Raw genomic sequence first — 23,762 nt, forward strand, 5'->3', positions numbered from 1 at the left:
CGCAGTGCTTCATCGAACGCCGCTTGCCCCACCCCTGCCCTCCCCCAGCGGGGGAGGGAGAAAAACCCAGGTCAGTGCGGCACTTCGGCCGGACCTGACGCCGCGGCATCGCGCCGCGGACTCCTGATCAACAGCAGCAGCGGAATCGCCAGCAGCGTGATCACCATCATGATCGCGAAGTCGTCCAGGTAGCCGATCAGCGCGCCCTGCCGCGTGACCTCGGCGTTCAGCAGCGCGAGCCCGCTCATCGTGTCTGGCGACATCATCTGCGGCAACGTCGACAGCGCCTGATTGCCGGGCGCCACGGTCGAAGCGATCTGCGCATGTGCCTTGCTCGAGCCTTCGGTCAGCAGCGCCTGCACGATCGAGATGCCCACGCTGCTGCCGATGTTGCGCAGCAGGCTGAAGATCGGCGTGCCCTGGTTGCGCAGGCGTGGCGCCAGGGTGGCGAAGGTCGCGGTCGACAGCGGCACGAAGGTGAAGCCGATGCCCAGCCCCTGGATGAAACCCGACACGATGATCAGCGTGCTGTCCATCTGCAGCGTGAGCCGCGTCATCTGGTAGAGCGAGAAGGCCGTGAGGCCAAAGCCCACGGCCATGATGGCGCGCACGTCGATGCGCTGCACGAGGCGCCCGACGATGATCATCGCGATCATCGTGCCGACCCCGCGCGGCGCCGTCACCTCGCCGGTATAGACCACCGGGTAGCCCATCAGCCCCTGCAGGAAGTTGGGCAGCAGTGCCATCGTCGCGAACAGGATCATGCCGACGATGAAGGCAAACAACAGGCCGGTGACGAAGTTGCGGTCTTTCAGCAGATCGCGGTCGAAGAACGACACGCCCTGCACCGTCCACGTATGGACCACGAAGAAGCCGAAGGCCACCAGCGCGGCGGCGGCTTCGAGCTTGATCTCCCACGAGTCGAACCAGTCGAGCTGCTCGCCGCGGTCCAGGAAGAGCTGCAGCATGCCGATGGCCAGGCTCAGCGTGACGAAGCCGAAGATGTCGAGCTTCTCGCCCTGCGGCCGGCTCTCGGGCAGGTAGCGCGCGATGCCCCAGAAGGCGAAGATGCCCACCGGCAGGTTGATGAAGAACACCCAGCGCCAGTCGAAGTTCTCGGTGAGCCAGCCGCCCAGCAGCGGCCCGAGGATGGGCCCGACCATGATGCCGGCGCCCCAGATCGCCATCGCCTGGCCGACCTTCTCGCGCGGGTTGATGTCGAGCAGCACCGCCTGCGACAGCGGCACCAGCGCCGCACCGAAGATGCCCTGCAGCAGCCGCGCGCCCACGATGCCGACCAGCGAGGTCGCCATGCCGCACAGCGCCGAGGCCACCGTGAAGCCGATCACCGAGATGAGGAACACGCGCCGCCGGCCCCAGTGGCCGCACAGCCAGCCGGTCAGCGGCAGCGCGATGGCCGAGGCCACGATGTACGAGGTGAGCACCCAGGTGATCTGGTCCTGCGAGGCCTGCAGGCTGCCCTGCATGTGGGGCAAGGCGACGTTGGCGATCGTGGTATCCAGCGCCTGCATGATGGTCGCCAGCATGATCGAGATGGTGATCATGCCGCGGTGCGGCACCTTGGTTCCGGGGGCGACGCTCATGGCTTCGGCTCCCCGCCTGAGGTGATGTCCATCAGGCTGCCGCGCAATTTGGCGAGCATGCTCAGCAGTTGCGCCCGCTCGGGCTTCGACAGCACCGCCATGACGCGATCGTTGAGCCCGTCGCTGATGACCAGGGCTGCGTCGAGCGCCTTCTCGGCGCTGGGCTCCAGGTGGATCTTGTTGACGCGGCGGTCCGTGAGGCTGGGCTCGCGGCGGATCCAGCCGGCCGCGGCCATGCGGTCGCACAGGCCGGCCACCGCCATCGGGGTCAGATCGAGCCGCTGCGCGAGTTCAGCCTGCGACAGCGGCTCTTCGCCGTCGTGCATGGCCAGCGCGCCGAGCAGGCGGAACTGGGCGCTGGTCAGGCCGATGCGCGCACGCGCGAGGCGGTCGAACTCCTCGCCGTAGAGCTTGCCCACGCTCTTGAGGAGAAAACCGAAACGCTGGGTGAAGTCCCTTTTCATAAGGGACTTGATTATCTACATGTTTATTAGTTGAAGCTTAGCGACAACGACGACAAGCTCGTCGTCAAAGCCAGCCCGCACGCCTGAACCGGTAGTAGAGATAGCTGCAGGTCGTGACGATCAGCCCCAGCGCCACCGCGTAGCCGTAGCGGAATTTCAGCTCCGGCATGTTCTCGAAGTTCATGCCCCAGATGCCGGCGAAGGCGGTGCACACCGCGAAGATGCTGGCCCAGGCCGCCAGCCGCTTGGTGACTTCGCTCTCTTCGATGGTGACCATCGACAGATTCACCTGGATGGCCGTGCCGATGGTGTCGCGCATGGCATCGATCGAGCCATTGATGCGCCCCAGGTGGTCGCCCACGTCGCGAAAGTATTCCTGCGAACCCATGCAGATCTGCGGCACGCGGCCGCCGTGCATCTTGCCGGCCGCCTCCAGCAGCGGCGCCACCGCGCGCTTGAGGATCATGCTGCGCCGCTTCAGGTCATAGAGCTGCTTGATCTTGTCGCGCGCCGCGCCGCCCTGACCGAAGATCTGCTGCTCGATGGATTCCAGCTCGACCTCCAGCGCATCGATCACCGGAAAGTAGCGGTCGACCACTGCATCCATCAGCGCATACAGCACGAAGCCCGCGCCGTTGCGCAGCAGGTCCGGCTCACGCTCGCAGCGTTCGCGCACGCCCAGAAAGCCCTGCTTGCTGCGGTTGCGCACCGACAGCACGTAGTTGGTGCCGACGAAGACGTCGACCTCGCCCACGTTCGTGCAGTGCTCGCCTTCGGCCGAGGGCTCGACCAGATGCATGACGACGAAGAGCGAATCGCCGTACTCCTCCACCTTCGGGCGCTGGTGGCCGTGATGGGCGTCTTCGACCGCCAGCGGATGCAGGCCAAACTCGTGCTGCATCTCGGTCAGTTCCTCGTCCGAGGCATCGCTCAGCGCCACCCAGACGAAACAGCCCGGCCGACTGATGTAGTCGCTGATGTCCTCGACCGAAATGTCGGCGAGCTTGGCGCCGTTTTCATACGCCACGCAATTGATCAGCATCGGTACCCTTCCATGTTCAATCTCGACGTCGATCAGGCCGTCGCGCCGGAATTCGAAGTCGCGGCCAGTTGGGCCGTGGCGGCCAGCGATGCTTCGATGGTTTGCATTTCGCTCCTGAGCAGCGCGAGCCCTTTTTCAGCCAGCGCGGTGTGGCTCGCAACATCGGCCCACAGGCTGGCGGCCGCTTCGGCGTATGTCAGCGATGCGAAGCGGATGCGGCCTTTCGCGAGGTCCACGAAACGCGCCTCGCGCAGGGGGTCGGTCCGGTCCCAGGCGCCGCCGATCAGCACACGCTTGCCGCGCTTGATGCGAGGTTCGAGTTCGGCAAAGAAAGGCAGCTTGGCGGACACCCAACCCAGCATGCCGGTGTTGGCCGCGGTGTCGAAGGCAGATGGGGCGGTGTGTGCCTTCGCAAAGTCGCGCAAGGTGCCGAGGCTGTAGAGCGCCGGGTCCTTGGACCCGCCTGCGCCGCCGTCCACGGGCCGGATGACGGACGGGTTGCTGTTGTTGCCCGCGCGCCCCTCGGGCCGTTTCGACTTTCGCAGCTCCGCAAGCTGGGCCGGTGTGATGCAGAGGTACAACGCGGCAAGCTCTGCAGGCAAGGTGGCGGTGTCGGGCAGCGCGGCGGCATGCGCTTCAGGGCCTTTGAATTCATCCAGCTGGACCATGGGCGCCTTTTTTGTACTTCGCGCGGGGGTCGCGCCGGGGGATTTTAGAGCGCGCGATGCGGGCCGATGGGCTCGCCGCCGGCGAGCTTGGTGCCGGTTCTGCAGGCGGTGCAGTTGATCGGTATCGGTATCCCGCAAAGTTCACGGAACGGGGATCGAGATAGCGTCCCGCGGCACGCAAAGCGCCCGAGCCGTATCAACAATGCAGAACAGGGGGCGCCATTGCGCACAGGGTGCACCCGGCTTCGGGTATAAAATCTTATACAGGCAAGTGCCTCAATGGACGAGAAAGAAATCCGGTGGGTGGGCTCTTCTTATGTGGATCTGCTGGCCTTTCCCGTCGAACCGCGCCGTGCCGCCGGTTTTGAACTGGGCAAGGTCCAGGCCGGGCTGGACCCAACGGACTGGAAGCCCTTCAACGATGTGGGCGCCGGCACGCGAGAGATTCGGCTCAGGGATTCGAGCGGCATCTACCGCGTGATGTACATAGCCAGGTTCGAAGAAGCAATCTTTGTCCTGCATTGCTTTCAGAAGAAAACACAGGCGACCAGCCAGCAAGACAAGGCCATCGCGCAGGCGCGCTACCGCGCGGTGATCGAAGCAAGGAGGAATCGACCATGAAGACCGACACCGCCATCCACCACGTCACCAAGCCCGGTGCCAATCTCTTCCTCGAGTTGGGCTTTCCACCTGCCGAGGCCAGGCGCCTGCAGGCCGCGTCGCAAAAGCAGATCAACGACACCCGGCTACTGAAACAGCAACTCATGCAGGAGTTGTCGAACTGGATTGCGGAGCATCATCTGAAGCAGGCCGAAGCGGCCGAAATCCTGATGGTCTCCCGCCCTCGGGTCTCCGATGTGGTGAACAGGAAGACAGCCAAGTTCACCATCGACACGCTGGTCGAAATGCTCAGCCGCATCGGCAAGCCGGTCAAGCTGGTCATCGGCTGAGCGCCCCTCACCCGTCCACGATAATCGCCCGAGTGAAAACGACGACAGCCCCATCCTCTCCCTCGACCAGCGACTTCTCCGGGCACACGCCCATGATGGCGCAATACCTTGGCCTGAAGGCCAACCATCCGGACACCCTGCTGTTCTACCGGATGGGCGACTTCTACGAGCTGTTCTGGGCCGACGCCGAAAAGGCAGCGCGTCTGCTCGACATCACCCTCACCCAGCGCGGCCAGTCTGCCGGGCAACCGGTGGTGATGTGCGGCGTGCCCTTCCATGCGGTCGACACCTACCTCGCGCGGCTCATCAAGCTGGGCGAATCGGTCGCCATCTGCGAACAGGTGGGCGAGGTCGGCGCGAGCAAGGGGCCGGTCGAGCGCAAGGTGGTGCGGGTGGTCACGCCCGGCACGCTGACCGACTCGGAACTGCTCAACGACAAGAGCGAATCGCTGCTGCTCGCGGTGCATGCGGGCACGCGCAATTTCTGCGGGCTCGCGTGGCTCAGCGTGACCGGCGCCGAACTGCGGCTGGCCGAATGCCCGGCCGATGCGCTCGAAGCCTGGATCGCCCGCATCGCGCCGAGCGAACTGCTCTACAGCGCCGAGGTCACGCCCGCCTTCGAGCAGCGCCTGAAGGCCGCGCGTGCCGCCACGCCCTTCACGCTGTCGATCCGCCCCGCGTGGCAGTTCGATGGCGGCCTGGGCGAACGCAAGCTCAGCGAGCAGATGGGCAGCAACAGCCTGGCCGCCTGGAACGCCGAATCGCTCACCAACGCGCATGCCGCGGCCGCCGCGCTGCTGGGTTACGCCGAGCACACGCAAGGCCGCGCGCTGTCGCACGTGCAGCGCCTGTCGGTCGAACGCGACGGCGACCTGATCGAGCTGCCGCCCACCACGCGCCGCAACCTCGAACTGGTGCAGACGCTGCGCGGCGAAGACTCGCCCACGATGTTCTCGCTGCTCGACACCTGCATGACAGGCATGGGCAGCCGCCTCGTGAAGCGCTGGCTGCTGTCGCCCCGGCGCGACCGCACCGAGGCGCAGGCGCGGCTCGAAGCCATCGGCGCGCTGCAGGCCACGGTGCTCGGCGGCACGGCCGCACCCTGGCGCACGCTGCGCGAGCAACTCAAGAACACCAGCGACGTGGAGCGCATCGCCGCCCGCATCGCGCTGCGGCAGGTGCGGCCGCGCGAACTGCTGGCGCTGCGCCTGGCGCTTTCGAAAGCGGAGCAGCTCGCCCCCCTTCTTCCCGCGTCCGCCGCGCTGCTGGCGCAGATTGCCGAGCGGCTCGCGCCGCCCCCGGGCTGCGCCGACCTGCTGACCAGTGCGATCAAGCCCGACCCGTCGGCGCTCGTGCGTGACGGCGGCGTGATCGCCACCGGCCACGACGCCGAGCTCGACGAGCTGCGCGCCATCAGCGAGAACTGCGACGACTTCCTGCTCAAGCTCGAAGTGAGCGAGCGCGAGCGCACCGGCATCAGCAACCTGCGGGTGCAGTTCAACCGCGTGCACGGCTTCTACATCGAGGTGACGCAGAGCGCGCTCTCGAAGGTGCCCGACAACTACCGCCGCCGCCAGACGCTGAAGAACGCCGAGCGCTTCATCACGCCCGAGCTGAAGGCTTTCGAAGACAAGGCCCTGAGCGCGCAAGACCGCGCGCTGGCCCGCGAGAAGTGGCTCTACGAGCAGCTGCTCGACGCGCTGCAGCCCTCCGTGCCCGCGCTCACGCAGCTGGCCGGCGGCATCGCCACGCTCGATGCGCTGTGCGCACTGGCCGAGCGCTCGCACACGCTGCACTGGCGCGCGCCGACCTTCGTGGCGCATCCGTGCATCGAGATTTCGCAGGGCCGCCACCCGGTGGTCGAGGCACGGCTGGCCGAAAAGTCGTCGGGCGGCTTCATCGCCAACGACACGCAGCTCGGACCGCAGCAGCGCATGCAGGTCATCACCGGCCCGAACATGGGCGGTAAGTCGACCTACATGCGGCAGGTGGCGATCATCGTGCTGCTGGCGTCCATCGGCTCGCACGTGCCGGCCGCTGCCTGCCGGCTCGGCCCCATCGACGCGATCCACACCCGCATCGGCGCGGCGGACGACCTGGCCAACGCGCAGTCGACCTTCATGCTCGAGATGACCGAGGCCGCGCAGATCCTGCACAGCGCCACCGCGCAGTCGCTGGTGCTGATGGACGAGATCGGCCGCGGCACCAGCACCTTCGACGGGCTGGCGCTGGCCGCAGGCATCGCGGCGCAGCTGCACGACCGCAGCAAGGCCTTCACGCTGTTCGCCACCCACTACTTCGAGCTGACCGAGTTCCCGGCCACGCACCACGGCGCGGTGAACATGCACGTGAGCGCCACCGAAGCCGGCCGCGACATCGTGTTCCTGCACGAGATGCAACCTGGCCCGGCCAGCAAGAGCTACGGTATCCAGGTGGCGCGGCTTGCCGGCATGCCGGCGGCGGTGGTCAACCACGCGCGGCAGGCGCTCGAAGCACTTGAATCGCAACATGCGCAAACTCGTGCACAGGTCGACCTGTTTGCGCCCCCTCCGGTGGCCGAAACACCGCTGACCAGCGCCGTAGAATCCGCGCTGGCCGCGTTGGACCCCGACACCATGAGCCCGCGCGAGGCCCTCGACGCGCTCTATGCCCTCCAGAAACTGAACACGCGTGAACGCAGTGCCGCCTGAGCGGGCCTGATTCATGCGAGACGAACTCATGACTTATTGCGTAGGCATCAAACTCAACGCCGGCCTGGTGTTTCTCTCCGACTCGCGCACGAACGCGGGCGTGGACCACATCAGCACCTTCCGCAAGATGATCGTCTACGAGCAGCCGGGCGACCGCGTCATGGTGCTGCTGTCTTCGGGCAACCTGAGCATCTCGCAGTCGGTGCGCGAGATCCTCCAGATCGAGGAGCTTCGTGAAACCCGCGAAGACGGCACGCAGGGCGAGCCCATCACGATCTGGAACGCCAAGAGCATGTTCGATGCCGCGCGCGTGCTCGGCTCGGCGGTGCGCCATGTGTACGACCGCGACGCCGAAGCGCTCAAGCATGCGGGGCTGGACTTCAACGTGTCCTTCATCTTCGGCGGGCAAGTCAAGGGCGAAGGCATGCGCCTCTTCCTGGTCTACGCGGCCGGCAACTTCATCGAAGCCACCACCGAGACGCCCTACTTCCAGGTGGGCGAGTCGAAGTACGGCAAGCCGGTGCTCGACCGCGTGCTCACGCCCGAGACGCCGCTCGACGAAGCCGCCAAGTGCGCGCTTGTGTCGATGGACTCGACCATGAAGTCGAACCTGTCGGTTGGCCTGCCGCTCGACCTGGTGGTGTACGAAGCCAACAAGCTCGAAACCGACCGCGTGATCTGCATCGATGCCGACAACCCCTACTACCGCATGATGCACAACAGCTGGGGCCAGAAGCTGCGCGAGGTGTTCGACAGCATCGAAGACCCGGTGTGGGACGACAGCGCCACCGAGCATCCGCTGAAGATGCCCGCCACGCGGCACAGCCCGCTGCGCAAGATCTCGACCCCCGACGAAAAGCTCATCTGAGCGCGGCACCGGCCATGGCCATGCCGCCCGTCGTCTTCTCGCACGGCAACAGCTTTCCTGCGAGCACTTACCGCGTCGTCCTCGACAGCCTGCGCAACCGCGGCTTCGAGGTCGATGCCATCGAGAAATTCGGTCACGACCCGAAGTACCCCGTCACCGACAACTGGCCGCACCTGGTACAGCAGCTGGCCGACTTTGCAAAGCAGCGCGCCGACCGTGCGGGCGGCCCGGTGTTCCTCATCGGCCATTCGCTCGGCGGCTTCCTGAGTTTGATGTGCGCCGCGCTGCACCCGACTCTGGCCAAGGGCGTGGTGCTGATCGATTCGCCCATCCTTGGTGGCTGGCGCGCCAACACGCTGAACGTGGTGAAGCGCACGCCGCTCATGAAGAGCATTTCGCCCGGCGCCATCAGCCGCAAGCGCAAGAACACCTGGGCGCACCGCGAGGCGGTGTTCGAACATTTCCGCAGCAAGAAGGCCTTTGCGAAGTGGGACGAGCAGGTGCTGCACGACTACATCGACCACGGCACCTTCGATGGCCTGAACGCCGGCGAGGACAGCCGCGAGCTGAGCTTCGACCGCGACGTGGAAACCGCGATCTACAACACCCTGCCCCACAACCTGGGCGCGCTGCTGCGCAGCCATCCGCTCAAGTGCAAGGCCGCCTTCATCGGTGGCCGCCAGTCGGCCGAAATGAAGCGCGTGGGCATGGCGATGACCCAGCAGGTCACCAAGGGCCGCATCGCGATGCTCGACGGCAGCCATCTGTTCCCGATGGAAAAGCCACTCGCCACGGCTGCTGCCGTCGAGGCCGCGCTGCGCAACCTGCTCTGAGCGGCGGCCCCTTGGGGGGCCTCGTCAGGCCACCATCGTGGCCATCCATCACCCCTGGGTCACGTGCACGCCCGGCCGCAGGCCGGCATTCCACTTGCCATCGAGCGCCCGCTCGATCTGCGCAGCCAGCTGCAGCAGCAAGCCATCGTTGGCTTGCGCTGCCTGCGCCTGGATGCCCAGCGGAAGCCCGTTCTCCTGGCTGGCCATCGGCAGCGAGATGCCCGGCAGCCCGCACAGGTTGGCCAGCGGTGTGTACGCGAAGTTGCGCCACAGGTTGGCGAACCAGTCATGCACCGAAGGGTTGGTGCTGGTCGTGAGGTATTCAGTGGTGCCGACGCGGGGCGTGGGCAGCGCGGTGATCGGCGTCAGGATGATGTCCCAGCGCTCGAAGAAATCGCCGAAGGCGCGCGAGGTGGTGTTGAACACCGCCTGCATCTTCGCGCGCTCGGTGTACGAGGTATGCAACCCCGCCTCCCATATCTTGATGTTGATGGGCTCCAGCAGCGCGGGCGGTGGTGTTTCAAGCCCCAGCCGCGCCAGCTGGCCCGCGATGACCTGCGCGAAGTTGCTGATGTAGCAGGTGGTCTGGGCCGCGAACGCGGTCTGGAAGTTCACCTCGGGCAGCGCCCATTCGACATGATGGCCCAGGCCTTCGAGAAAGCGGCCGACGCGTTCCAGCTCGGCCACGAAATGCGGCGTGGCGCGAAAGTCGCCCCATTCGTGCGACAGCGCAATGCGCAGGCGGCCGGGGTCGCGGCGGATCAGTTCGCTGTAGGGCTCGGCCGGCGACCAGAAAGGCATGAACTCGCCGGGCGCTCCGCCACGGCAGCTGTCGACAAAAGCCGCCGTGTCGCGCACGGTGCGGCTGTGGCAGCCCTGGATCGACACCAGCCCCGACAGGTCCGAAAGGCCCGGCGCGAGCGAGAACACGCCGCGCGACACCTTCAGGCCGATGTTGCCGTTGACGCCCGCCGGAATGCGGATGGAGCCACCACCATCGGTGGCGTGCGACAGCGGCAGCACACCGGCGGCCACCACGGCGGCGGTGCCGGCCGAGGAGCCACAGGTCGTGTAGTCGAGGTCCCAGGGGTTGCGGGTAACGAAGAGCGTGTTCTCGACCGAGCTGCACACGCCGAACTCGGGCGTGGTGCTGCGGCCCACGATGTTGAGGCCGGCCTTGCGGATCTTGCCGGTGAGAAAGCTGTCGGCCGGGGGGCGATGGCCCTGCATCAGCAGCGAGCCGAACTCCTGCAGCCGGCCCTTGAGCGTCGGGCCCAGGTCTTTCATGAGGTAGGGCACGCCGGCGAACGCGCCATCGGGGTTCATGCCGTCCTTCAGCGGGTCGGCCACCACGTCGTCGAAGACCTCGACCACGGCGCTGGTCTGCGGGTTGACCTTCGCGATGCCGGCCGCGGCCTGCGCGGCCAGTTCGGCGGGCGTCACGTCGCCCTTGCGGACCCGCTCGGCCAGTGCCACGCCATCGTGCGCGGTCCATTCTTCCCAGCTCATTGCCAGCGTCATCTCGGTGGATTCCTTTGTTCCTTGGGGTGTTGCGGATGTGTTCGGGGTGCGTTCGCCCAGCGTAGCCGCACCCGGCAAAGCCGTCGTGGCCGTGCGGAGACGTCACACCAATGCAGTCGGCCAATGCAGTCGGCCAATGCGGCGGCGCAAGCGCACTGCGCACGGGCTCCCTTTTGCCGAACGCATCGGCGCGCCGCATACTCGTGCGGCGTCGGATGCAACACAAGGAAGACCATGCTCTATGCCATCCTGATCTACGGTTCGGAGTCTGCTGCGGCCGCCTGGGCACCCGGTGTCGAAGAAGACCTGCTCGAGCGCCATGCCGACCTGCGCGACGACCTGCAGACGCAAGGCCGGCTCGGCACGGTGCTGCGGCTGATGCCCGATGCCGCCACCACGGTGCGCCGCGCCGGCGACACCCATCCGCTGGTCACCGACGGCCCCTTCGCCGAGACGAAGGAACAGCTCATGGGCCTCTACGTCGTCGAATGCGAAACCGTCGAAGAGGCCACGCATGCCGCGCACCGGCTGGCCTTCGAGACGGGCGTGTTCGAGATCCGGCCGATCACCTGGTACGACCCGGGCGCGATCCCGGCGCGCATCCCGCAGGTCTGACCGAAGCGGCTGAATGCGCACGGAGCGCCGTGCGGGCGGCATCGCGCGGGGCGCAGCCGGCGCTCCCTAGAATCGCGCGGGTCATCAAAGAAGAACCCGCCCCACCCGCATGCCGCTGCCCGAGTCCCTGTCCACACCCGCCCTTGTCGACGCGCTGATCGTCGATCCGTTCTACCTGGCGATCTCTGTCGATTTCGAGAACGACCTGCCCGCTCGCAAGGCGGTGCTGGCGGCGTACTTCGGGTACTCGCTGGGCGAAGCCGGCCGGACCGGGCGTTGCGAAACGCTGGAAGACCGCGAACTGGGCGCCGCGGCATGGCTGCTGCCACGGAGCGCGCAGGCAGACGCGCAGGAGTCGGCCGCCAAAGACGCGTTTCTGTCGCGCACGCTGGGCCCGCGCGGCTACGCGAACTACCACCGCATCGTCGACTTCATGGGCCCGCACGCGAGCGCCGCCGTGCCGGCGCAGGCCTGGTACCTGTCGATCCTCGGCATCTCGCCCGCCGCGCAAGGGCGTGGCCTGGGTGCGAGGCTTCTGGCGCCCACGCTGGCCGAGGCGGACGCGGCAGGCGTCGCCTGCTACCTCGAAACCTTCACGCCGCGCAGCGTGGCGTTCTACGAGCGCATGGGCTTCCAGCGCAAGGCCGCGCCCCTGGAGCCGGTCACGAACTCGGTCTACGAGATCATGTGCCGGCCCGCCAAGGGTTAACCCGTTCCGCCTTCAAAACCAGGGCCGGCGGGGCCAAAACACCGGTGGCGCCAGCCTTGCCCTGCGCCGTGCGATTTCCGGCGCAACCCCCATGCGGGGCGCGATATTCCAGAAAAGCCGATGCTTCTTGCCGATTCGGCATGGCTTGCTGTCTTGTAAATGTCGCAACGATAGATACAAATTGAAATACTCGCAAACAATCCCCGAAAATAAGTAAAAACGTCCAACGCGCCGCGACAGACAGATCCAAAATGCCGCCACATGTCATCTCTCCAGATCGAAGAAGCTGAACCTGTTTCACTGAGCCCTGCGCTCGTGATCGAGGACGATCCGGCGATGCAGGATCGCCTGCGCTATGTGCTGTCCACGCTCGGCTGCGACGACCAGCTGATCGCGGTCGCGGACAGCGTGGCCGGGGCCAAGCTGCTGCTCGAGCAACATCACTACGGCATCGTGCTGGTCGACATCGGTCTGCCCGACGGCAATGGCGTGGAGCTGATCAGCTGGCTGCAGATTCGCCGCCCGGGCGTCCCGGCGGTGGTGATCTCGGCCTGGCGGACCGAAGAAATCATCTTTGCGGCGCTGCGGGCCGGCGCCATCGGCTACCTGCTCAAGGAGCGGGACGACCTCGAACTGAGCATCGCGCTGCGCAGCATCGAGCAGGGCGGCGCATCGATCGACCCATCCATCGCGCGCCGCATCATCGCGTGGCTCGCCACCACACAGGGCCCCACGCGCGCTGCCGCCGTGCTGCCGGACGAAAGCGGCACGGAGCCCGCCTCCGCGCCGGCCACCGCCCTGACGCCGCGCGAACGCAAAATCCTCGAACTGGTGGCGCAAGGGCTGAGCAACCGCGACATGGCCGAAGTGCTGTCCATTTCCAGGTTGACCGTTGAATGCCACACCAAGAACATCTACCGCAAGCTGGCCGTCAACTCGCGCACCGAGGCGGTCTTCCAGGGGCGAAAGCACGGCTTGCTGCACTGATCGGCGCCTGCTTCTTCTCATTTTTTCTTCTTCTCGCGGCCGGCCCGGCGCTGGCACAACCCGCACCAGCACCCGCGCCCGCACTCCATGCCGAAGCCGCGCGCGGCACCGGCTGGGACGATGCGGCACCGCCCACCGAAGGCTGGACACCGGTCACCCTGCCCGACAGCTGGGCCGAGCGCTGGCCCGATTTCGACGGCGTGGTCTGGTACCGGCTCACCTGGGAGCAACCGTCGCCGGTCACTGAAGCCGGCCTGATGCTGCACTACCTGAACATGGCCGGCGAGGTGTCGCTCAATGGCGTACCGATCTCGCGCGACGACAGCCTGGTCGAGCCGCTCACGCGCGGCTGGAACACGCCGCGCTACTGGCTGCTGGCGCCGCCGCTGCTCAAGCCCGGCACCAACACGCTGCTGGTGCGGGTGTCGGGCCTGTTCGCCTACCAGGCGGGGCTGGGGCCGGTCAGCCTCGGCGCGCCGGCCGCGCTGCAGGCCGAGTTCGACCACGAGCGCCTGGTGCGCCGCGACCTGCAGGTGCTGGGCCTGGCGGTCAGCGCCGCGGTGTCGGCCTTTTTTGCCGCGCTGTGGGTGCTGCGCCGGCGCGAGACGGCCTACGGCTGGTTCGCGATGATGTCCGTGCTGTGGCTGCTGTTCGGCTACAACCAGATCGCGATCAGCCCCTGGCCCTTTGCCAGCAATCACAGCTGGCAGGCGATGAACACGTCGCTGCTGCTGGTGTTCGACGTGTCCTACATCGTCTTCGCGCTGCGCTTCTGCCAGCGGCGCATGCCACGACTGGAAGCCGCCGCGCTGCTGGTCGCCACAGCCGGCGTGCTCGACCTGTGGCTCGCGAGCGGTCCGGGCCTGACAACGCACCGCGCCATCTGGACGCTGGTGGGCGGGCTGACGGTCATTGCCGTGAACTGCAGCTCGATCATTCACGCCCTGCGCCACCGCGACAGCCCGATGCGCTCGCTCGCGCCCTTCATGGCGGTGTCGGCAGTCACGGCCGGGCACGACCTGCTGGTGTTCACGCAGGTGATCGACAGCAACATCTACTACACGACGATGTCGTCGTACGTGCTGCTGCTGGGCATGGCCCTGACGCAGGCGGCGCGCTTCGTGCAGAGCCTCAAGCGCATCGAGAACTTCAACACCGAGCTGATCGAGGAAGTGAATGCCGCCAAGGCCGAGCTGGCCGCCACGCTCGCGCAGCAACATGCGCTGGAGCTGGCGCACGCGCGCATCGGCGAGCGCGTCAACCTCGTGAGCGACCTGCACGACGGGCTGGGCGGCATGCTGGTCGGCAGCATCGCGACGCTGGAGCGCCGGCCCGAAGAACTGTCGGCACCGCAGCTGCTGGCCATGCTCAAGAGCCTGCGCGACGACCTGCGGCTGATCATCGACGCCACCGGCCGGGGCGATGGTGCCCTCGCCTTCGGCGAGCTGCTGGTGCCGCTGCGCCACCGCATCTCGCAGCTGCTCGATGCCAACGGCATCGACTGCCGCTGGCAGGTATCGGGCATCGACACGCTGGAGCTGTCGCCCTCGCACAGCCTGGAGCTGCTGCGCTTTCTGCAGGAGGCTCTGACCAATGTGCTGAAGCACAGCGCGAGCCGCCGCGTGGACGTGGCCGTGCAGCGCGCGGACGGTGAGCTTCGGTTGAGCGTGCGCGACGACGGGCGCGGCTTTGCGGTCGATGCGGCCCACAGCGCCGACGGGGCGGGCCTGCGAAGCCTGCGGGCCCGCGCCCGTCGGCTCGGCGCCGAGCTGCAGCTCGACTCCCGCCCGGGTGACACGCACGTGGCGCTGCGGATGCCGCTCGCGCCGGTGGCCTGAGGTCGCCCAGGCCCTTGTTCAGGCCGGGGACCGCACCCGCGATCCGCCGGCGGTCAGCGGGAAATCAACAGCCGGTCGATCAGTCGGCCCAGACCACCAGCCCGCTCCACGCCGTCGCCAGCACCACGATGCCGAAGGCGATGCGGTACCAGGCGAACGGAATGAAGTTGTGGGTGCTGATGTACCTCAGCAGCCAGCGCACGCACAGCCACGCGCTGACGAACGAAAACACCAGCCCCACCGCGAACAGCGGAATGTCGGCCACCGACAGCAGCGCACGCTCTTTGTAGAGGCTGTACACGCCGGCACCGATCAGCGTCGGGATCGCCAGGAAGAACGAGAAGTCGGTCGCCGCCTGCCGCGACAGGCCCAGCAGCATGCCGCCGATGATGGTCGAGCCGCTGCGGCTGGTGCCCGGGATCATCGCGAAGCACTGCACCAGGCCGACCTTGAGCGCGTCCCACGCCGTCATGTCGTCGACATGCTCGACGCGCACCGAGCCCGGTGGCCGCTTTTCGGCCCACAGGATGATGAAGCCGCCGATGATGAAAGTGCTCGCCACCACGGTCGGAATGAACAGGTGCGCCTTGATCGCCTTGCCGAACAACAGCCCCAGCACCACCGCCGGCAGGAAGCCGATGAAGATGTTCAGCGCCAGTCGCTGCGCCTTCGGCTGCCGGGGCAGCGCGACCACGGTCGACTTGATCTTCTGCCAGTACACCAGGATCACCGCGAAGATGGCCCCGGTCTGGATGGCGATGTCGAAGACCTTGGCCTTGTCGTCGTCGAAGCCCAGCAGCGAGCCCGCAAGAATCAGGTGGCCGGTCGACGAGATCGGAAGAAATTCGGTCAGCCCCTCCACGATGCCCATGACGGCGGCCTTGACCAGCAAAACGATGTCCACGCGTACTCCTTGAAAGACCGGCGATTATCGCGAGGCCACAAGTCAGCCCGCATTCAGGTGCGGGCGAAAAACCGACACATGCGGCCCGCAAGATACCCAGTTCAGGTGATGTTCGGTCGCTACGCTTTGACACATATTCCGGCGTGACCATTCATCTGCGTCCGAAGGAGTTTTGCAATGCGAACGTTCACCCCCGGGGATGGGCATGAAGAGCATGTGTCGACCGCCGACGACCACGGCAAGGACCGCCGCAAGAACGCCCGGGAAATCGAGATCGACCAGCACGCCTCGCTGAAGCGGGTGGCCGAGGCCACGGGCGCCTCGGCCCACGAGCTGCAGCAGTTGATGCAGCGCCTGCTCGACATCAACCGCGGTGGCACGAGCGCCGGCATCGTCGCGCAGGGCCACATCGCGGCCGACCGGATGGAATCGGCCATGCAGGCGCTGGACCTGGGCGACGGCAGCGTGGCCGAGCAGCGCGCCGACGCGATACAGAGCATCGACTTCTGGCTGCTGGAGCCGCTCGACCCGGCGCACGACAAGAAGTGGTACGCCCGCTGGAAGTTCTGGAGCTTCATCCTGGGTGCGCCCGGGCCGGAAGCCTCGCTCACCCTGCAGGGCCTGGCGCTGCGGCCCAGCGAACCGGGCGATGCGCATGCCGACCTGGTGGCCAAGGCGCGCAAGGTGCTTGAAAGCTGGCGCCGCACTTCCGACCCGCTGTTCTGGTCGGCCGTCGAATGCTATGTGCGGCAGCACTCGTTCTCGCTCGAAACGCAGGCCTACCTGCTGCACTGCATCGCGGTCGTGTTCGGCGGCGACTCCATGAAGCTGTCGAACGCGCAGAGCGAACAGCTCACGGGCATTCTTGCCAACACCTATTGCGATGCGCTGGGCACCTCGGCAACGCTGCCTTCGTCGGACATCTACCGGCGCCTGTCGCAAGGCCTCGAAGCGACCGACCGCGAAACCGGCCTCACGCGCATGCTGGGCCGCGGCGATGCGGCCCAGATCGCGATGACCGCCCTGTTCTCGATCATCGAAGGTCCGAACCGGTCAGGCCTGCGCTGAACCTTGCGCGGTGCGCCGGCGCAGCGCGCGCACCGCGCTGTCGACCGTGGTCAGCACCGGCAATCCGCTCGCCTGTGCGCAGGCGTCGCGTGCCCGCGCCATGCTGAACTGCGCCAGCGCGATGCGCGTGCAGCCGCGCTCGCGCAGCGCCACGGCCTGCGCCGCGATCAATGCGTCGTGCCGTTGCGTGTCGCCGGCGTTCAAGGCGTCGAGTGCGCCTTCGGCCAACGCCAGTTCAAGTGCCGTACCGGCCGGAAACTCGGGCGGCATCGACGCCAGCGTGGGCGCGAAGGTGGCGATCAGCCCCAGCCTGCCCTGCCCTTGCGCTGGCCCCTGCGTGGCCTCGTCGACCATCGCCTCGTTCGGCTTGAGCACCGGCATGCCCGCATGCCGCCGCGCCACGGCCTCGATGCAGGGCCCGAAGGCCGAGCAGGTGAAGAGGATGCCCTGCGCGCCGGTGTCGACCGCGTACTGCGCCAGCCGCTGGAAGCGCTCGTGCATCGCCGCGTCCAGCCCTCGCCCGTTGCGGGCGAGGTCGGCCGAGAGGCTGTCGTCGAGCAGGTTCATGCGCAGCGCCTCGGGCCAGTCGCGCGCAAAGGCTTCGTTGATGGGCGCGACGGAATGCGAAAGCGCGTGGATCAGGGCGATGCGTGTCATGAAGCGAGCGGCTCAGATGCCCTTGGACGACGGGTTGGCAAACGCGTCCTTCGTCTCGGCATTGAGCGGGTAGTTGATGTTGATGCCCTTCGGCGGAATCGGCGAGGTGAACCACCTGGCATAGAGCTTTTCCATCTCGCCCGACTTCATCATGCCCGACACCACGCGGTCGACCAGCGCCTTGAAGGCCGGGTCATCCTTGCGGAACATCAGCGACTGGTTCTCGGTGCGCAGGCTCTCGCCGGTGATGATGAAGTCTTTCGGGTTGCGCGCATTGGCGATCTGCCCGGCCAGCAGGATGTCGTCGAGCACGAAGGCCTGGGCACGGCCGCTTTCGACCAGCAGGAACGAGTCGCTGTGGTCCTTGCCGGCGAGGTTGTTCACCTCGAGGCTGCGGCCCCGGTCAGCCTCGCGCAGCAGGCGGAACGAGGTCGTGCCGCTGGTGGTGGCCACCGTCTTGCCCTGCAGGTCGGCAATGCTCTTGATGCCCGAATCGGCCTTGACCAGCATGCGCACGTTGTAGCGGAAGATGTCCGGCGAAAAGGCCACCTGCTTCTGGCGCTCGACCAGGTTGGTGGTGGAGCCGCATTCGATGTCGACCGTGCCGTTCTGCACCAGCGGGATGCGGTTGGCCGAGGTCACGGCCTGGTACTTGATCTCGATGGCAGGCATCTTCAGCTCGGCCTTGGCCGCCTCGACGATGCGCTTGCAGATCTCGATGCTGTAGCCCACGGGCTTGAGGTTGCTGTCGAGGTACGAGAAGCCGAACGACGATTCGCGGTAGCCGAAGGTGATGGCGCCGCTGGCCTTGATCTTGGCGAGCGTGTCGCTCTCCTGGGCCTGGGCCGCCACGTGCGGCAACAGGAAGGCGAAGGCGACCGCGAGAGCGGCAGCACCGACGGGAATCGGCAGACGAAGCTTGGGCATGAAAGCGCTCCTGGGAACGGCGGTTGAAGAAACGGGGACGAAAGAAGGGGTGCGGCGCCGGGCGTTGAACGCTCAGCGCGCGGCGGCCCGCGTGACCGCATCGATGGAGGCCGCTAGGCGCGCGGCGATCTCCTTCAGGTCTTGCCGCGTGGCGATGAAGGGTGGCGCCAGCAGCACGTGGTCGCCCTGGCGGCCGTCGACCGTGCCGCCGAAGGGGTAGCACAGCAGGCCGCGCGACATGGCGTCTTTCTTGACCGCGGCGTGCAGCTTCAGCGCGGGATCGAAAGGCGCCTTTGTTGTGCGGTCGGCCACCAGTTCGATGCCCCAGAAGAAGCCACGGCCGCGAATGTCCCCCACATGCGGGTGCGCACCCAGCGCCTCGGCCAGCATCGCGCCGAAGGCGATGCCGTCGTCGTGCACCTTGGCGACCAGCCCGTCGCGCCGGATCACCTGCTGCACCGCAAGCGCAGCCGCGCAGGCCATCGGATGGCCGAGGTAGGTGTGGCCATGCTGGAAGAAGCCGCTGCCCTTCGACATCGCCTCGACGACCTTGCCTTGTGCCAGCACCGCGCCGATCGGCTGGTAGCCGCCACCCAGGCCCTTGGCAATGGTGATGAGGTCGGGCACCACGCCCTCTTGTTCGCAAGCGTGCAGCGTGCCGGTGCGGCCCATGCCGCACATCACCTCGTCGAGGATCAGCAGCACGCCGTACTTGTCGCACACCGCGCGCACCGCCTTGAAGTAGCCGGGCACCGGCGTCAGCACGCCGGCGGTGGCGCCGCCGACGGTCTCGGCCACGAAGGCGATCACGCGGTCGGCGCCTTGCGCCACGATGGCGGCCTCCAGCTCGGCCGCCAGGCGAAGGCCGTATTGCTCGGCGCTTTCGTCGGCACCCTGCTCGCGGTACGGATAGCACGGCGACACATGCGTGGCCGGCACGAGGATCGGCGCGAAAGGCTCGCGCCGCCAGGCATTGCCGCCCACCGCCAGCGCGCCCAGCGTGTTGCCGTGGTAGCTCTGGCGGCGCGCGATGAAATGCGTGCGCTGCGGCTGGCCGATCTCGACGAAGTACTGGCGCGCCATCTTGAGCGCGGCCTCGACCGCCTCGGAACCGCCGCTCACCAGGTACACGTGGCTCATGCCTTCGGGTGCCGAGCCGATCAGCTCGTCGGCCAGTTGCTCCGCCACCTCGCTGGTGAAGAAGCTGGTGTGCGCGTAGGCCAGCCGGTCGAGCTGGGCGTGCATGGCGGCCAGCACCTCGGGGTGCGCGTGGCCGAGCGACGACACGGCGGCGCCGCCCGAGGCGTCGAGGTATTCGCGGCCTTCGGCGTCGCGGATGAACATGCCGTGGGAGCCGGCGGCAACGGGCGGGGTCTGGCGAAGGTGGCGGTGAAAGACGTGCGTCATGGCGGAGAAATCTCGGAACGGATCGTGGAACTAACGTTTCCATAGAATTATTTCTTGGAACATTTGTTCCGTCAACTGTTCCGTTGCGATCGCTCCGGTACATTCGTTCCAACGACAGCCAGAAAAGAGACACCGCCATGGGCGCCAGAGAACAGATCCGCCAGCGTTTCAACGAACTGAGCCCCGCGCTGCAGCAGGTGGCGCGCTACGTGCTCGACCATCCGAACGAGGTGGTCACCGGCTCGATGCGCAATGTCGGCACGCGCGCGCAGAGCACGCCCGCCACTCTGGTGCGGTTTGCGCAGCACCTGGGCTACGAAGGCTGGCCGCAGCTGAAGGAATCTTTCGCCGCCGACATGGGGCTGGGCACCGAGACCTACGGCGGGCGCGCCAAGCAACTCGTCGGCCGCGCGAAAGACCAGACGCTGGCCGGCGAAATGTTCGAGGTGCAGCGCCGCAACCTCGAAGCCACGCACCAGCAGAGCGAGCAGGCGCTGCAGAAGGCCTGCGCGCTGATCGAGAAGGCGCCGGCCGTGCATGCCGCGGGCTTCAGGGCCTGCTTTCCGATCGCCTTTTCATTCGTCTACGTGTATCGGCTGTTCCGCACCAGCGTGCACCTGGTCGACGGCCAGGGCGGCTCGCTCGAAATGCAGCAGCGCGCCTTTGCCAAAGGCGACGCGCTGGTGGTGGCGAGCTTTGCGCCTTACTCGCGCGAGGCGCTGCAGGTGGCGCAGGCCGCGAAGGCGGCGGGCTGCCGCATCGTGGCGATCACCGACAGCGTGACGTCGCCGCTGTCGCTGCTGGCGGACGAAACGCTGCTCTTCACCATCCACAGCCCGTCGTTCTTTCCGTCGATCGCCGCCGGCGTGGCGGTGACGGAAGCGCTGGTCGAGCTGCTCGCAAGCCGCGCGGGCAAGCCGGTGATCCGGCGCATCGACCAGGCCGAGGCGCAGTTGTTCGAATCGGGCGCCTACCTGATGGCGCCGGTGGCGCGCGGCGGCTGAGCTGCCCGCGACCTGTCACACAAGCGGTCAAACAAGCGCGCGCGTGCGGCCGGCCTTCTGGCGCAGGTTGTCCACGAGCAGGTCGCGGTTGGCGGTGATGTGCTCGCGCATGACGCTTTCGGCAACGCCCGACTCGCACCGGCCCAGCGCGTCGACGATGCGCCGGTGCTCGGCCAGCGCGTTCTGGGCCTGTTCGCGCCGGTAGAGCAGCACCGAGGCGTCGCGGTTGTGCGGCCGCAGCTTGCTGTCGAAGATGATCGGCAACTGGCAGGAGCGCACCACCGCCTCGGTCAGCCAGCGGTTGTCGGCCAGCGCCAGCAGCTTGCGGTGAAAGTCGAGGTTCAGGTCGTGCCAGAGCATGGCGTGGGCGTCGGTCCATTCCTCGCCGTAGAGCAGCGCATGCTGCTCTTCGAGCATCTGCGCCAGTTGCTCCTGGCCACGGGCATCGAGCCCGCGCTCGCCGAGCAGGCGGCAACCCATGCCCTCCAGCGTGGCGCGCAGGCTGAAGGCGTCGAACACGTCCTTGGCATCGAAGCGGCGCACCTGAAAACCGCGCTGCGGGTGATAGACCAGCAACCCCTCGTCGGCCAGCCGCGCCATCGCGCCGCGCACAGGGGTGCGCGACACGCCGAACTCGTTGGCCAGCGTGATCTCCATCAGGTGGGCGCCGGGCGCGATGTCGCCGTCGAAGATGCGGGCGCGCAGCATGTCGGCCACGGACAGCGCGCGTGTCCGGGAGGGATCTGGGGGGTTCATCGGAGGTCGGAAACGGGGGCGGGCCGGAATCAGGCCGCGCGGATGTTACGGCTCAAGATCGGTGCGTGATATCCCCGATTTCCGTAAAAGTGCGTTTTCGGACTTTTTCGAGGATTACGGAAAATTTCTTAACATTTGCTAACACGTGTAAGCTAAAACACTGTAGTTCGCTTACAGAAAACGCCCCAAGGCGGTGCGCGCGCTGACGCGCCGGGGTCGGCCCTTTGGAACCCCGAGGGCTCCGCAAGGGTCCAACCGGTGTCGCGGCGCCTTGTCGCGACAGGAGGTAATGACCATGAAGCAAGTGAAGCATTGGCAAGACCCCGTCAACGCCGTGGCAGGCGCCTGGCTGATCGTCTCGCCCTGGGTTCTGGGCTTCCAGGACCTGACGCCCGCGATGTGGACCATGGTGGCGACCGGCATCCTGCTCGGCGCCGTGGCCCTGGGCGCGACCTTCGTGCCGCGCCAATGGGAAGAGTGGACCGAAGTCGCTCTGGCCGCCTGGCTCGCGGTTTCGCCCTGGGTGCTTGGCTTCCGCTCGGCGGAAACGGCACTGGTCAATGCGGTGCTCGTCGCCGCGGTGATCCTGGTGCTCGCGCTCTGGGTGCTGGTGACCGACAAGGACTACCTCGGTCACACCATCGACCGTCCGGCCCACTGAGCGAACGCGCGATGTTGAAGAAGGGCCCCGCGCGCAGCCGGCGGCCGGGCTCCGGGGAACGGGCGCACGCATCGTCCGTTCCCTCGATTCCTCAGGGCTTGGGCTCGGAGGCGGACGGTTGCTGCTGCTGCGTCGTCGCTGTCGTCGCAGCCTGCGCATCGCCGCCCATCCACCCGGCCTGCCAGCCACCGCCCAGCGCCTGAATGAGCGCCACGGCGGCGGTCTGGCGATTGAGTTGCACCTGCACCAGCGTGCGCCGTGCGCTCAAGGCGGCGACCTGCGCCGTCACCACGTCGGTGTACGCCACCTGGGCTTCGCGATAGCGGTTCAGCAGTTGTTGCTCGGTCTTGTCGGCCGCATTGGAGGCTTCGCGGTACATGCCCTCCTGCTGGGCGAGCGTGGCACCCGTGGTGAGCTGGTCTTCGACACCCTGGAAGGCGGCCAGCACCGTCTGGCGGTAGTGCGCCACGCTGGCGTCGTAGCTGGCCTTGGCCGCGTCGACGCTGGCACCGATGGCGCCCGCGTCGAACACCACCTGCGCCGCCGTCAGGCCGAGCGACCAGAGCGTGTTGGGGGCACTGAACAGGCTGCCGACCCGGCTGGCGCTGCTGCCGATCGAGGCACTCAGATTGAAGCTCGGGAAGTAAGCCGAACGCGCAATGCCGATCTGCGAATTGGCGGCGGCCACCGCGCGCTCGGCCGCCGCGATGTCGGGCCGGCGCTGCAGCAGCGTCGTGGGCACGCCGGTCGGAATGCCGGGCACGGTCTGCGTCCAGGGTGCGGGCGCCAGGCTGAAGTCGGCCGGTGCTGCGCCCACCAGCACGGCGATGGCGTGTTCGAGCGTGGCGCGGGTGCGCACCAGCGTCAGGCGCGTGGCGCGCGCGTTGGCCAGTTGGGTCTGGGCCTGCAGCACGTCGGTCTGCGCGGCGATGGCGGCGTTGTAGCGGTTGCGGGTGATCTCGAAGGCGCGCTCGTAGCCCTTGATGGTCTCGTCGAGCAGGCCGATCTCGACATCGGCCTCGCGCAACGACAGGTAGTTGGTCGCCAGGTCGCCGATGGCCGACAGCCGCGCCGATGCGAGGTCGGCCTCGCTGGCCTGCGCGTTGGCCGACGCGCTGTTCACCGACTCCCGCAGCCGCCCCCAGACATCGGGCGCCCAGGCGGCGCCGAGCGAGGCGGCGAAAGCGTTGCTCGGGCTGGTGTCGCCACCGCCCGTGCGCTTGCCGGAGCCATTGAGCGTCAGCGACGGGAACAGCGCCGCGCGCTGCCCCCGCACCAGCGCCTGGGCATTGGCGTAGTTGGCGACTGCCGCGGCGATGTTCTGGTTCGACACCTGTACGCGCGAGGCCAGTTCGTCGAGCGTCGGGTCGCCGAACAGCTTCCACCATTCGCCACGGTCCAGCGCATCGGCCGGCGCGGCGGGCAGCCAGCCTTCGGCGGCCTTCTGCTCCTTCCAGTAGGTGGGCGACGCGCTGGCCGGCAACTGGTAGCGCGGACCGACGGAACAACCCGCGAGCAAGGCAGCCAGGGCGAGCGCCGAGAGCGCGAAGCGGCTCGAACGATGAGGGAAAAGCGATGCGTTCATGGCG

At 67.3% G+C, this 23,762-nt stretch carries 23 protein-coding genes; 12 read left to right on the forward strand and 11 right to left on the reverse strand.

The genetic code is table 11. The features are described 5' to 3' along the window. Positions 1-71 precede the first annotated feature (71 nt). The 4 genes from ACGLHS_RS23610 to ACGLHS_RS23625 all read right to left on the reverse strand — a co-directional run bounded on the left by ACGLHS_RS23610 (position 72) and on the right by ACGLHS_RS23625 (position 3,778). On the reverse strand, positions 72-1,604 hold the full coding sequence (locus ACGLHS_RS23610) for a DHA2 family efflux MFS transporter permease subunit (protein WP_093239165.1): 1,533 nt from the start codon (positions 1,602-1,604) through the stop codon (positions 72-74). Next, on the reverse strand, positions 1,601-2,068 hold the full coding sequence (locus ACGLHS_RS23615; protein ID WP_093239164.1) for a MarR family winged helix-turn-helix transcriptional regulator: 468 nt from the start codon (positions 2,066-2,068) through the stop codon (positions 1,601-1,603). Before ACGLHS_RS23615 ends, ACGLHS_RS23610 begins: the two co-directional genes overlap by 4 nt. A 64-nt stretch (positions 2,069-2,132) precedes the next feature. After that, positions 2,133-3,110 carry a magnesium and cobalt transport protein CorA gene (locus tag ACGLHS_RS23620; RefSeq protein WP_093239162.1) on the reverse strand — a complete coding sequence of 326 codons (978 nt, stop codon included), beginning with the start codon at positions 3,108-3,110 and terminating at the stop codon, positions 2,133-2,135. A gap of 32 nt (positions 3,111-3,142) precedes the next feature. Continuing rightward, on the reverse strand, positions 3,143-3,778 hold the full coding sequence (locus ACGLHS_RS23625; protein WP_394483750.1) for a hypothetical protein: 636 nt from the start codon (positions 3,776-3,778) through the stop codon (positions 3,143-3,145). 279 nt (positions 3,779-4,057) lie between these two features. Here ACGLHS_RS23625 and ACGLHS_RS23630 point away from each other — a divergent pair, with 279 nt between their 5' ends. The 5 genes from ACGLHS_RS23630 to ACGLHS_RS23650 are packed head-to-tail and all read left to right on the forward strand — an operon-like array spanning position 4,058 to position 9,119. Beyond that, positions 4,058-4,399: a type II toxin-antitoxin system RelE/ParE family toxin gene (locus ACGLHS_RS23630; RefSeq protein ID WP_394483752.1), complete on the forward strand. Its 342-nt coding sequence runs from the start codon at positions 4,058-4,060 to the stop codon at positions 4,397-4,399. After that, on the forward strand, positions 4,396-4,728 hold the full coding sequence (locus ACGLHS_RS23635) for a helix-turn-helix domain-containing protein (RefSeq protein WP_394483754.1): 333 nt from the start codon (positions 4,396-4,398) through the stop codon (positions 4,726-4,728). Before ACGLHS_RS23630 ends, ACGLHS_RS23635 begins: the two co-directional genes overlap by 4 nt. A 32-nt stretch (positions 4,729-4,760) precedes the next feature. Next, the gene (gene mutS, locus ACGLHS_RS23640) at positions 4,761-7,418 is read left to right on the forward strand and encodes a DNA mismatch repair protein MutS (protein ID WP_394483756.1); all 2,658 of its coding nucleotides are present in this window, start codon (positions 4,761-4,763) and stop codon (positions 7,416-7,418) included. A gap of 28 nt (positions 7,419-7,446) precedes the next feature. Beyond that, positions 7,447-8,286, forward strand: coding sequence for a proteasome-type protease (locus ACGLHS_RS23645; RefSeq protein ID WP_093239161.1), 840 nt, complete (start codon positions 7,447-7,449; stop codon positions 8,284-8,286). A gap of 14 nt (positions 8,287-8,300) precedes the next feature. Next, positions 8,301-9,119, forward strand: coding sequence for an alpha/beta fold hydrolase (locus ACGLHS_RS23650; RefSeq protein WP_176801067.1), 819 nt, complete (start codon positions 8,301-8,303; stop codon positions 9,117-9,119). 48 nt (positions 9,120-9,167) lie between these two features. On the opposite strand, the gene ACGLHS_RS23655 is transcribed toward ACGLHS_RS23650, so the two are convergent. Further along, complete coding sequence (locus tag ACGLHS_RS23655; RefSeq protein ID WP_394483758.1) at positions 9,168-10,640, reverse strand: amidase; 1,473 nt, start codon at positions 10,638-10,640, stop codon at positions 9,168-9,170. A gap of 234 nt (positions 10,641-10,874) precedes the next feature. Here ACGLHS_RS23655 and ACGLHS_RS23660 point away from each other — a divergent pair, with 234 nt between their 5' ends. From ACGLHS_RS23660 to ACGLHS_RS23675, 4 genes are all read left to right on the forward strand, one after another. Beyond that, complete coding sequence (locus ACGLHS_RS23660; RefSeq protein WP_093239469.1) at positions 10,875-11,255, forward strand: YciI family protein; 381 nt, start codon at positions 10,875-10,877, stop codon at positions 11,253-11,255. Positions 11,256-11,364: 109 nt separating this feature from the next. Further along, positions 11,365-11,964, forward strand: a complete 600-nt coding sequence (locus ACGLHS_RS23665; RefSeq protein WP_394483760.1) for a GNAT family N-acetyltransferase — start codon at positions 11,365-11,367, stop codon at positions 11,962-11,964. 261 nt (positions 11,965-12,225) lie between these two features. After that, positions 12,226-12,951 carry a response regulator gene (locus ACGLHS_RS23670; RefSeq protein WP_394483762.1) on the forward strand — a complete coding sequence of 242 codons (726 nt, stop codon included), beginning with the start codon at positions 12,226-12,228 and terminating at the stop codon, positions 12,949-12,951. Next, positions 12,861-14,789 carry an ATP-binding protein gene (locus ACGLHS_RS23675; protein WP_394483764.1) on the forward strand — a complete coding sequence of 643 codons (1,929 nt, stop codon included), beginning with the start codon at positions 12,861-12,863 and terminating at the stop codon, positions 14,787-14,789. The genes ACGLHS_RS23670 and ACGLHS_RS23675 overlap by 91 nt, the downstream gene beginning before the upstream one ends. A gap of 79 nt (positions 14,790-14,868) precedes the next feature. On the opposite strand, the gene ACGLHS_RS23680 is transcribed toward ACGLHS_RS23675, so the two are convergent. After that, positions 14,869-15,693, reverse strand: a complete 825-nt coding sequence (locus ACGLHS_RS23680; RefSeq protein ID WP_093239153.1) for an undecaprenyl-diphosphate phosphatase — start codon at positions 15,691-15,693, stop codon at positions 14,869-14,871. A gap of 177 nt (positions 15,694-15,870) precedes the next feature. Between ACGLHS_RS23680 and ACGLHS_RS23685 the strand changes: the two genes are divergently transcribed. Beyond that, positions 15,871-16,761: a hypothetical protein gene (locus ACGLHS_RS23685; protein WP_093239151.1), complete on the forward strand. Its 891-nt coding sequence runs from the start codon at positions 15,871-15,873 to the stop codon at positions 16,759-16,761. On the opposite strand, the gene ACGLHS_RS23690 is transcribed toward ACGLHS_RS23685, so the two are convergent. From ACGLHS_RS23690 to ACGLHS_RS23700, 3 genes are all read right to left on the reverse strand, one after another. Next, a complete protein-coding gene (locus ACGLHS_RS23690) occupies positions 16,747-17,418 on the reverse strand; it encodes an aspartate/glutamate racemase family protein (protein ID WP_394483766.1) in 672 nt (223 codons plus the stop codon). The genes ACGLHS_RS23685 and ACGLHS_RS23690 overlap by 15 nt on opposite strands. Before the next feature lie 12 nt (positions 17,419-17,430). Continuing rightward, entirely contained in the window at positions 17,431-18,345 is a 915-nt protein-coding gene (locus ACGLHS_RS23695) for a transporter substrate-binding domain-containing protein (protein WP_394483768.1), read from the reverse strand. A gap of 72 nt (positions 18,346-18,417) precedes the next feature. Next, complete coding sequence (locus ACGLHS_RS23700; RefSeq protein ID WP_394483770.1) at positions 18,418-19,752, reverse strand: aspartate aminotransferase family protein; 1,335 nt, start codon at positions 19,750-19,752, stop codon at positions 18,418-18,420. Positions 19,753-19,889: 137 nt separating this feature from the next. On the opposite strand from ACGLHS_RS23700, the gene ACGLHS_RS23705 reads away from it, so the two are divergent. Further along, positions 19,890-20,756, forward strand: coding sequence for a MurR/RpiR family transcriptional regulator (locus ACGLHS_RS23705; protein WP_093239145.1), 867 nt, complete (start codon positions 19,890-19,892; stop codon positions 20,754-20,756). Positions 20,757-20,783: 27 nt separating this feature from the next. Here the strand turns inward: ACGLHS_RS23705 and ACGLHS_RS23710 are convergent, their stop codons facing one another. Then, positions 20,784-21,512, reverse strand: coding sequence for a GntR family transcriptional regulator (locus tag ACGLHS_RS23710; RefSeq protein WP_093239143.1), 729 nt, complete (start codon positions 21,510-21,512; stop codon positions 20,784-20,786). Positions 21,513-21,807: 295 nt separating this feature from the next. On the opposite strand from ACGLHS_RS23710, the gene ACGLHS_RS23715 reads away from it, so the two are divergent. After that, positions 21,808-22,173 (forward strand): SPW repeat protein, encoded by a 366-nt coding sequence (locus ACGLHS_RS23715; protein ID WP_394483772.1) that lies wholly within the window; start codon positions 21,808-21,810, stop codon positions 22,171-22,173. Positions 22,174-22,264: 91 nt separating this feature from the next. Here ACGLHS_RS23715 and ACGLHS_RS23720 read toward each other — a convergent pair whose 3' ends face one another. Then, on the reverse strand, positions 22,265-23,758 hold the full coding sequence (locus tag ACGLHS_RS23720; protein WP_394483774.1) for an efflux transporter outer membrane subunit: 1,494 nt from the start codon (positions 23,756-23,758) through the stop codon (positions 22,265-22,267). Between the last annotated feature and the right edge of the window lie 4 nt (positions 23,759-23,762).

Origin of the sequence: Variovorax sp. VaC1, from assembly GCF_043658315.1 — a bacterium.
Lineage (GTDB): Bacteria > Pseudomonadota > Gammaproteobacteria > Burkholderiales > Burkholderiaceae_C > Variovorax.

Coding starts and splice junctions, on each gene's coding strand:
- ACGLHS_RS23660 (WP_093239469.1), top strand. CDS start 10,875: ATGCTCTATGCCATCCTGATCTACGGTTCGGAGTCTGCTGCGGCCGCC.
- ACGLHS_RS23675 (WP_394483764.1), top strand. CDS start 12,861: ATGCCACACCAAGAACATCTACCGCAAGCTGGCCGTCAACTCGCGCAC.
- ACGLHS_RS23615 (WP_093239164.1), bottom strand. CDS start 2,068: ATGAAAAGGGACTTCACCCAGCGTTTCGGTTTTCTCCTCAAGAGCGTG.
- ACGLHS_RS23705 (WP_093239145.1), top strand. CDS start 19,890: ATGGGCGCCAGAGAACAGATCCGCCAGCGTTTCAACGAACTGAGCCCC.
- ACGLHS_RS23720 (WP_394483774.1), bottom strand. CDS start 23,758: ATGAACGCATCGCTTTTCCCTCATCGTTCGAGCCGCTTCGCGCTCTCG.
- ACGLHS_RS23650 (WP_176801067.1), top strand. CDS start 8,301: ATGGCCATGCCGCCCGTCGTCTTCTCGCACGGCAACAGCTTTCCTGCG.
- ACGLHS_RS23610 (WP_093239165.1), bottom strand. CDS start 1,604: ATGAGCGTCGCCCCCGGAACCAAGGTGCCGCACCGCGGCATGATCACC.
- ACGLHS_RS23620 (WP_093239162.1), bottom strand. CDS start 3,110: ATGCTGATCAATTGCGTGGCGTATGAAAACGGCGCCAAGCTCGCCGAC.
- ACGLHS_RS23710 (WP_093239143.1), bottom strand. CDS start 21,512: ATGAACCCCCCAGATCCCTCCCGGACACGCGCGCTGTCCGTGGCCGAC.
- ACGLHS_RS23630 (WP_394483752.1), top strand. CDS start 4,058: ATGGACGAGAAAGAAATCCGGTGGGTGGGCTCTTCTTATGTGGATCTG.
- ACGLHS_RS23655 (WP_394483758.1), bottom strand. CDS start 10,640: ATGACGCTGGCAATGAGCTGGGAAGAATGGACCGCGCACGATGGCGTG.
- ACGLHS_RS23690 (WP_394483766.1), bottom strand. CDS start 17,418: ATGACACGCATCGCCCTGATCCACGCGCTTTCGCATTCCGTCGCGCCC.
- ACGLHS_RS23665 (WP_394483760.1), top strand. CDS start 11,365: ATGCCGCTGCCCGAGTCCCTGTCCACACCCGCCCTTGTCGACGCGCTG.
- ACGLHS_RS23700 (WP_394483770.1), bottom strand. CDS start 19,752: ATGACGCACGTCTTTCACCGCCACCTTCGCCAGACCCCGCCCGTTGCC.
- ACGLHS_RS23695 (WP_394483768.1), bottom strand. CDS start 18,345: ATGCCCAAGCTTCGTCTGCCGATTCCCGTCGGTGCTGCCGCTCTCGCG.
- ACGLHS_RS23635 (WP_394483754.1), top strand. CDS start 4,396: ATGAAGACCGACACCGCCATCCACCACGTCACCAAGCCCGGTGCCAAT.
- ACGLHS_RS23625 (WP_394483750.1), bottom strand. CDS start 3,778: ATGGTCCAGCTGGATGAATTCAAAGGCCCTGAAGCGCATGCCGCCGCG.
- ACGLHS_RS23715 (WP_394483772.1), top strand. CDS start 21,808: ATGAAGCAAGTGAAGCATTGGCAAGACCCCGTCAACGCCGTGGCAGGC.
- ACGLHS_RS23645 (WP_093239161.1), top strand. CDS start 7,447: ATGACTTATTGCGTAGGCATCAAACTCAACGCCGGCCTGGTGTTTCTC.
- ACGLHS_RS23670 (WP_394483762.1), top strand. CDS start 12,226: ATGTCATCTCTCCAGATCGAAGAAGCTGAACCTGTTTCACTGAGCCCT.
- ACGLHS_RS23685 (WP_093239151.1), top strand. CDS start 15,871: ATGCGAACGTTCACCCCCGGGGATGGGCATGAAGAGCATGTGTCGACC.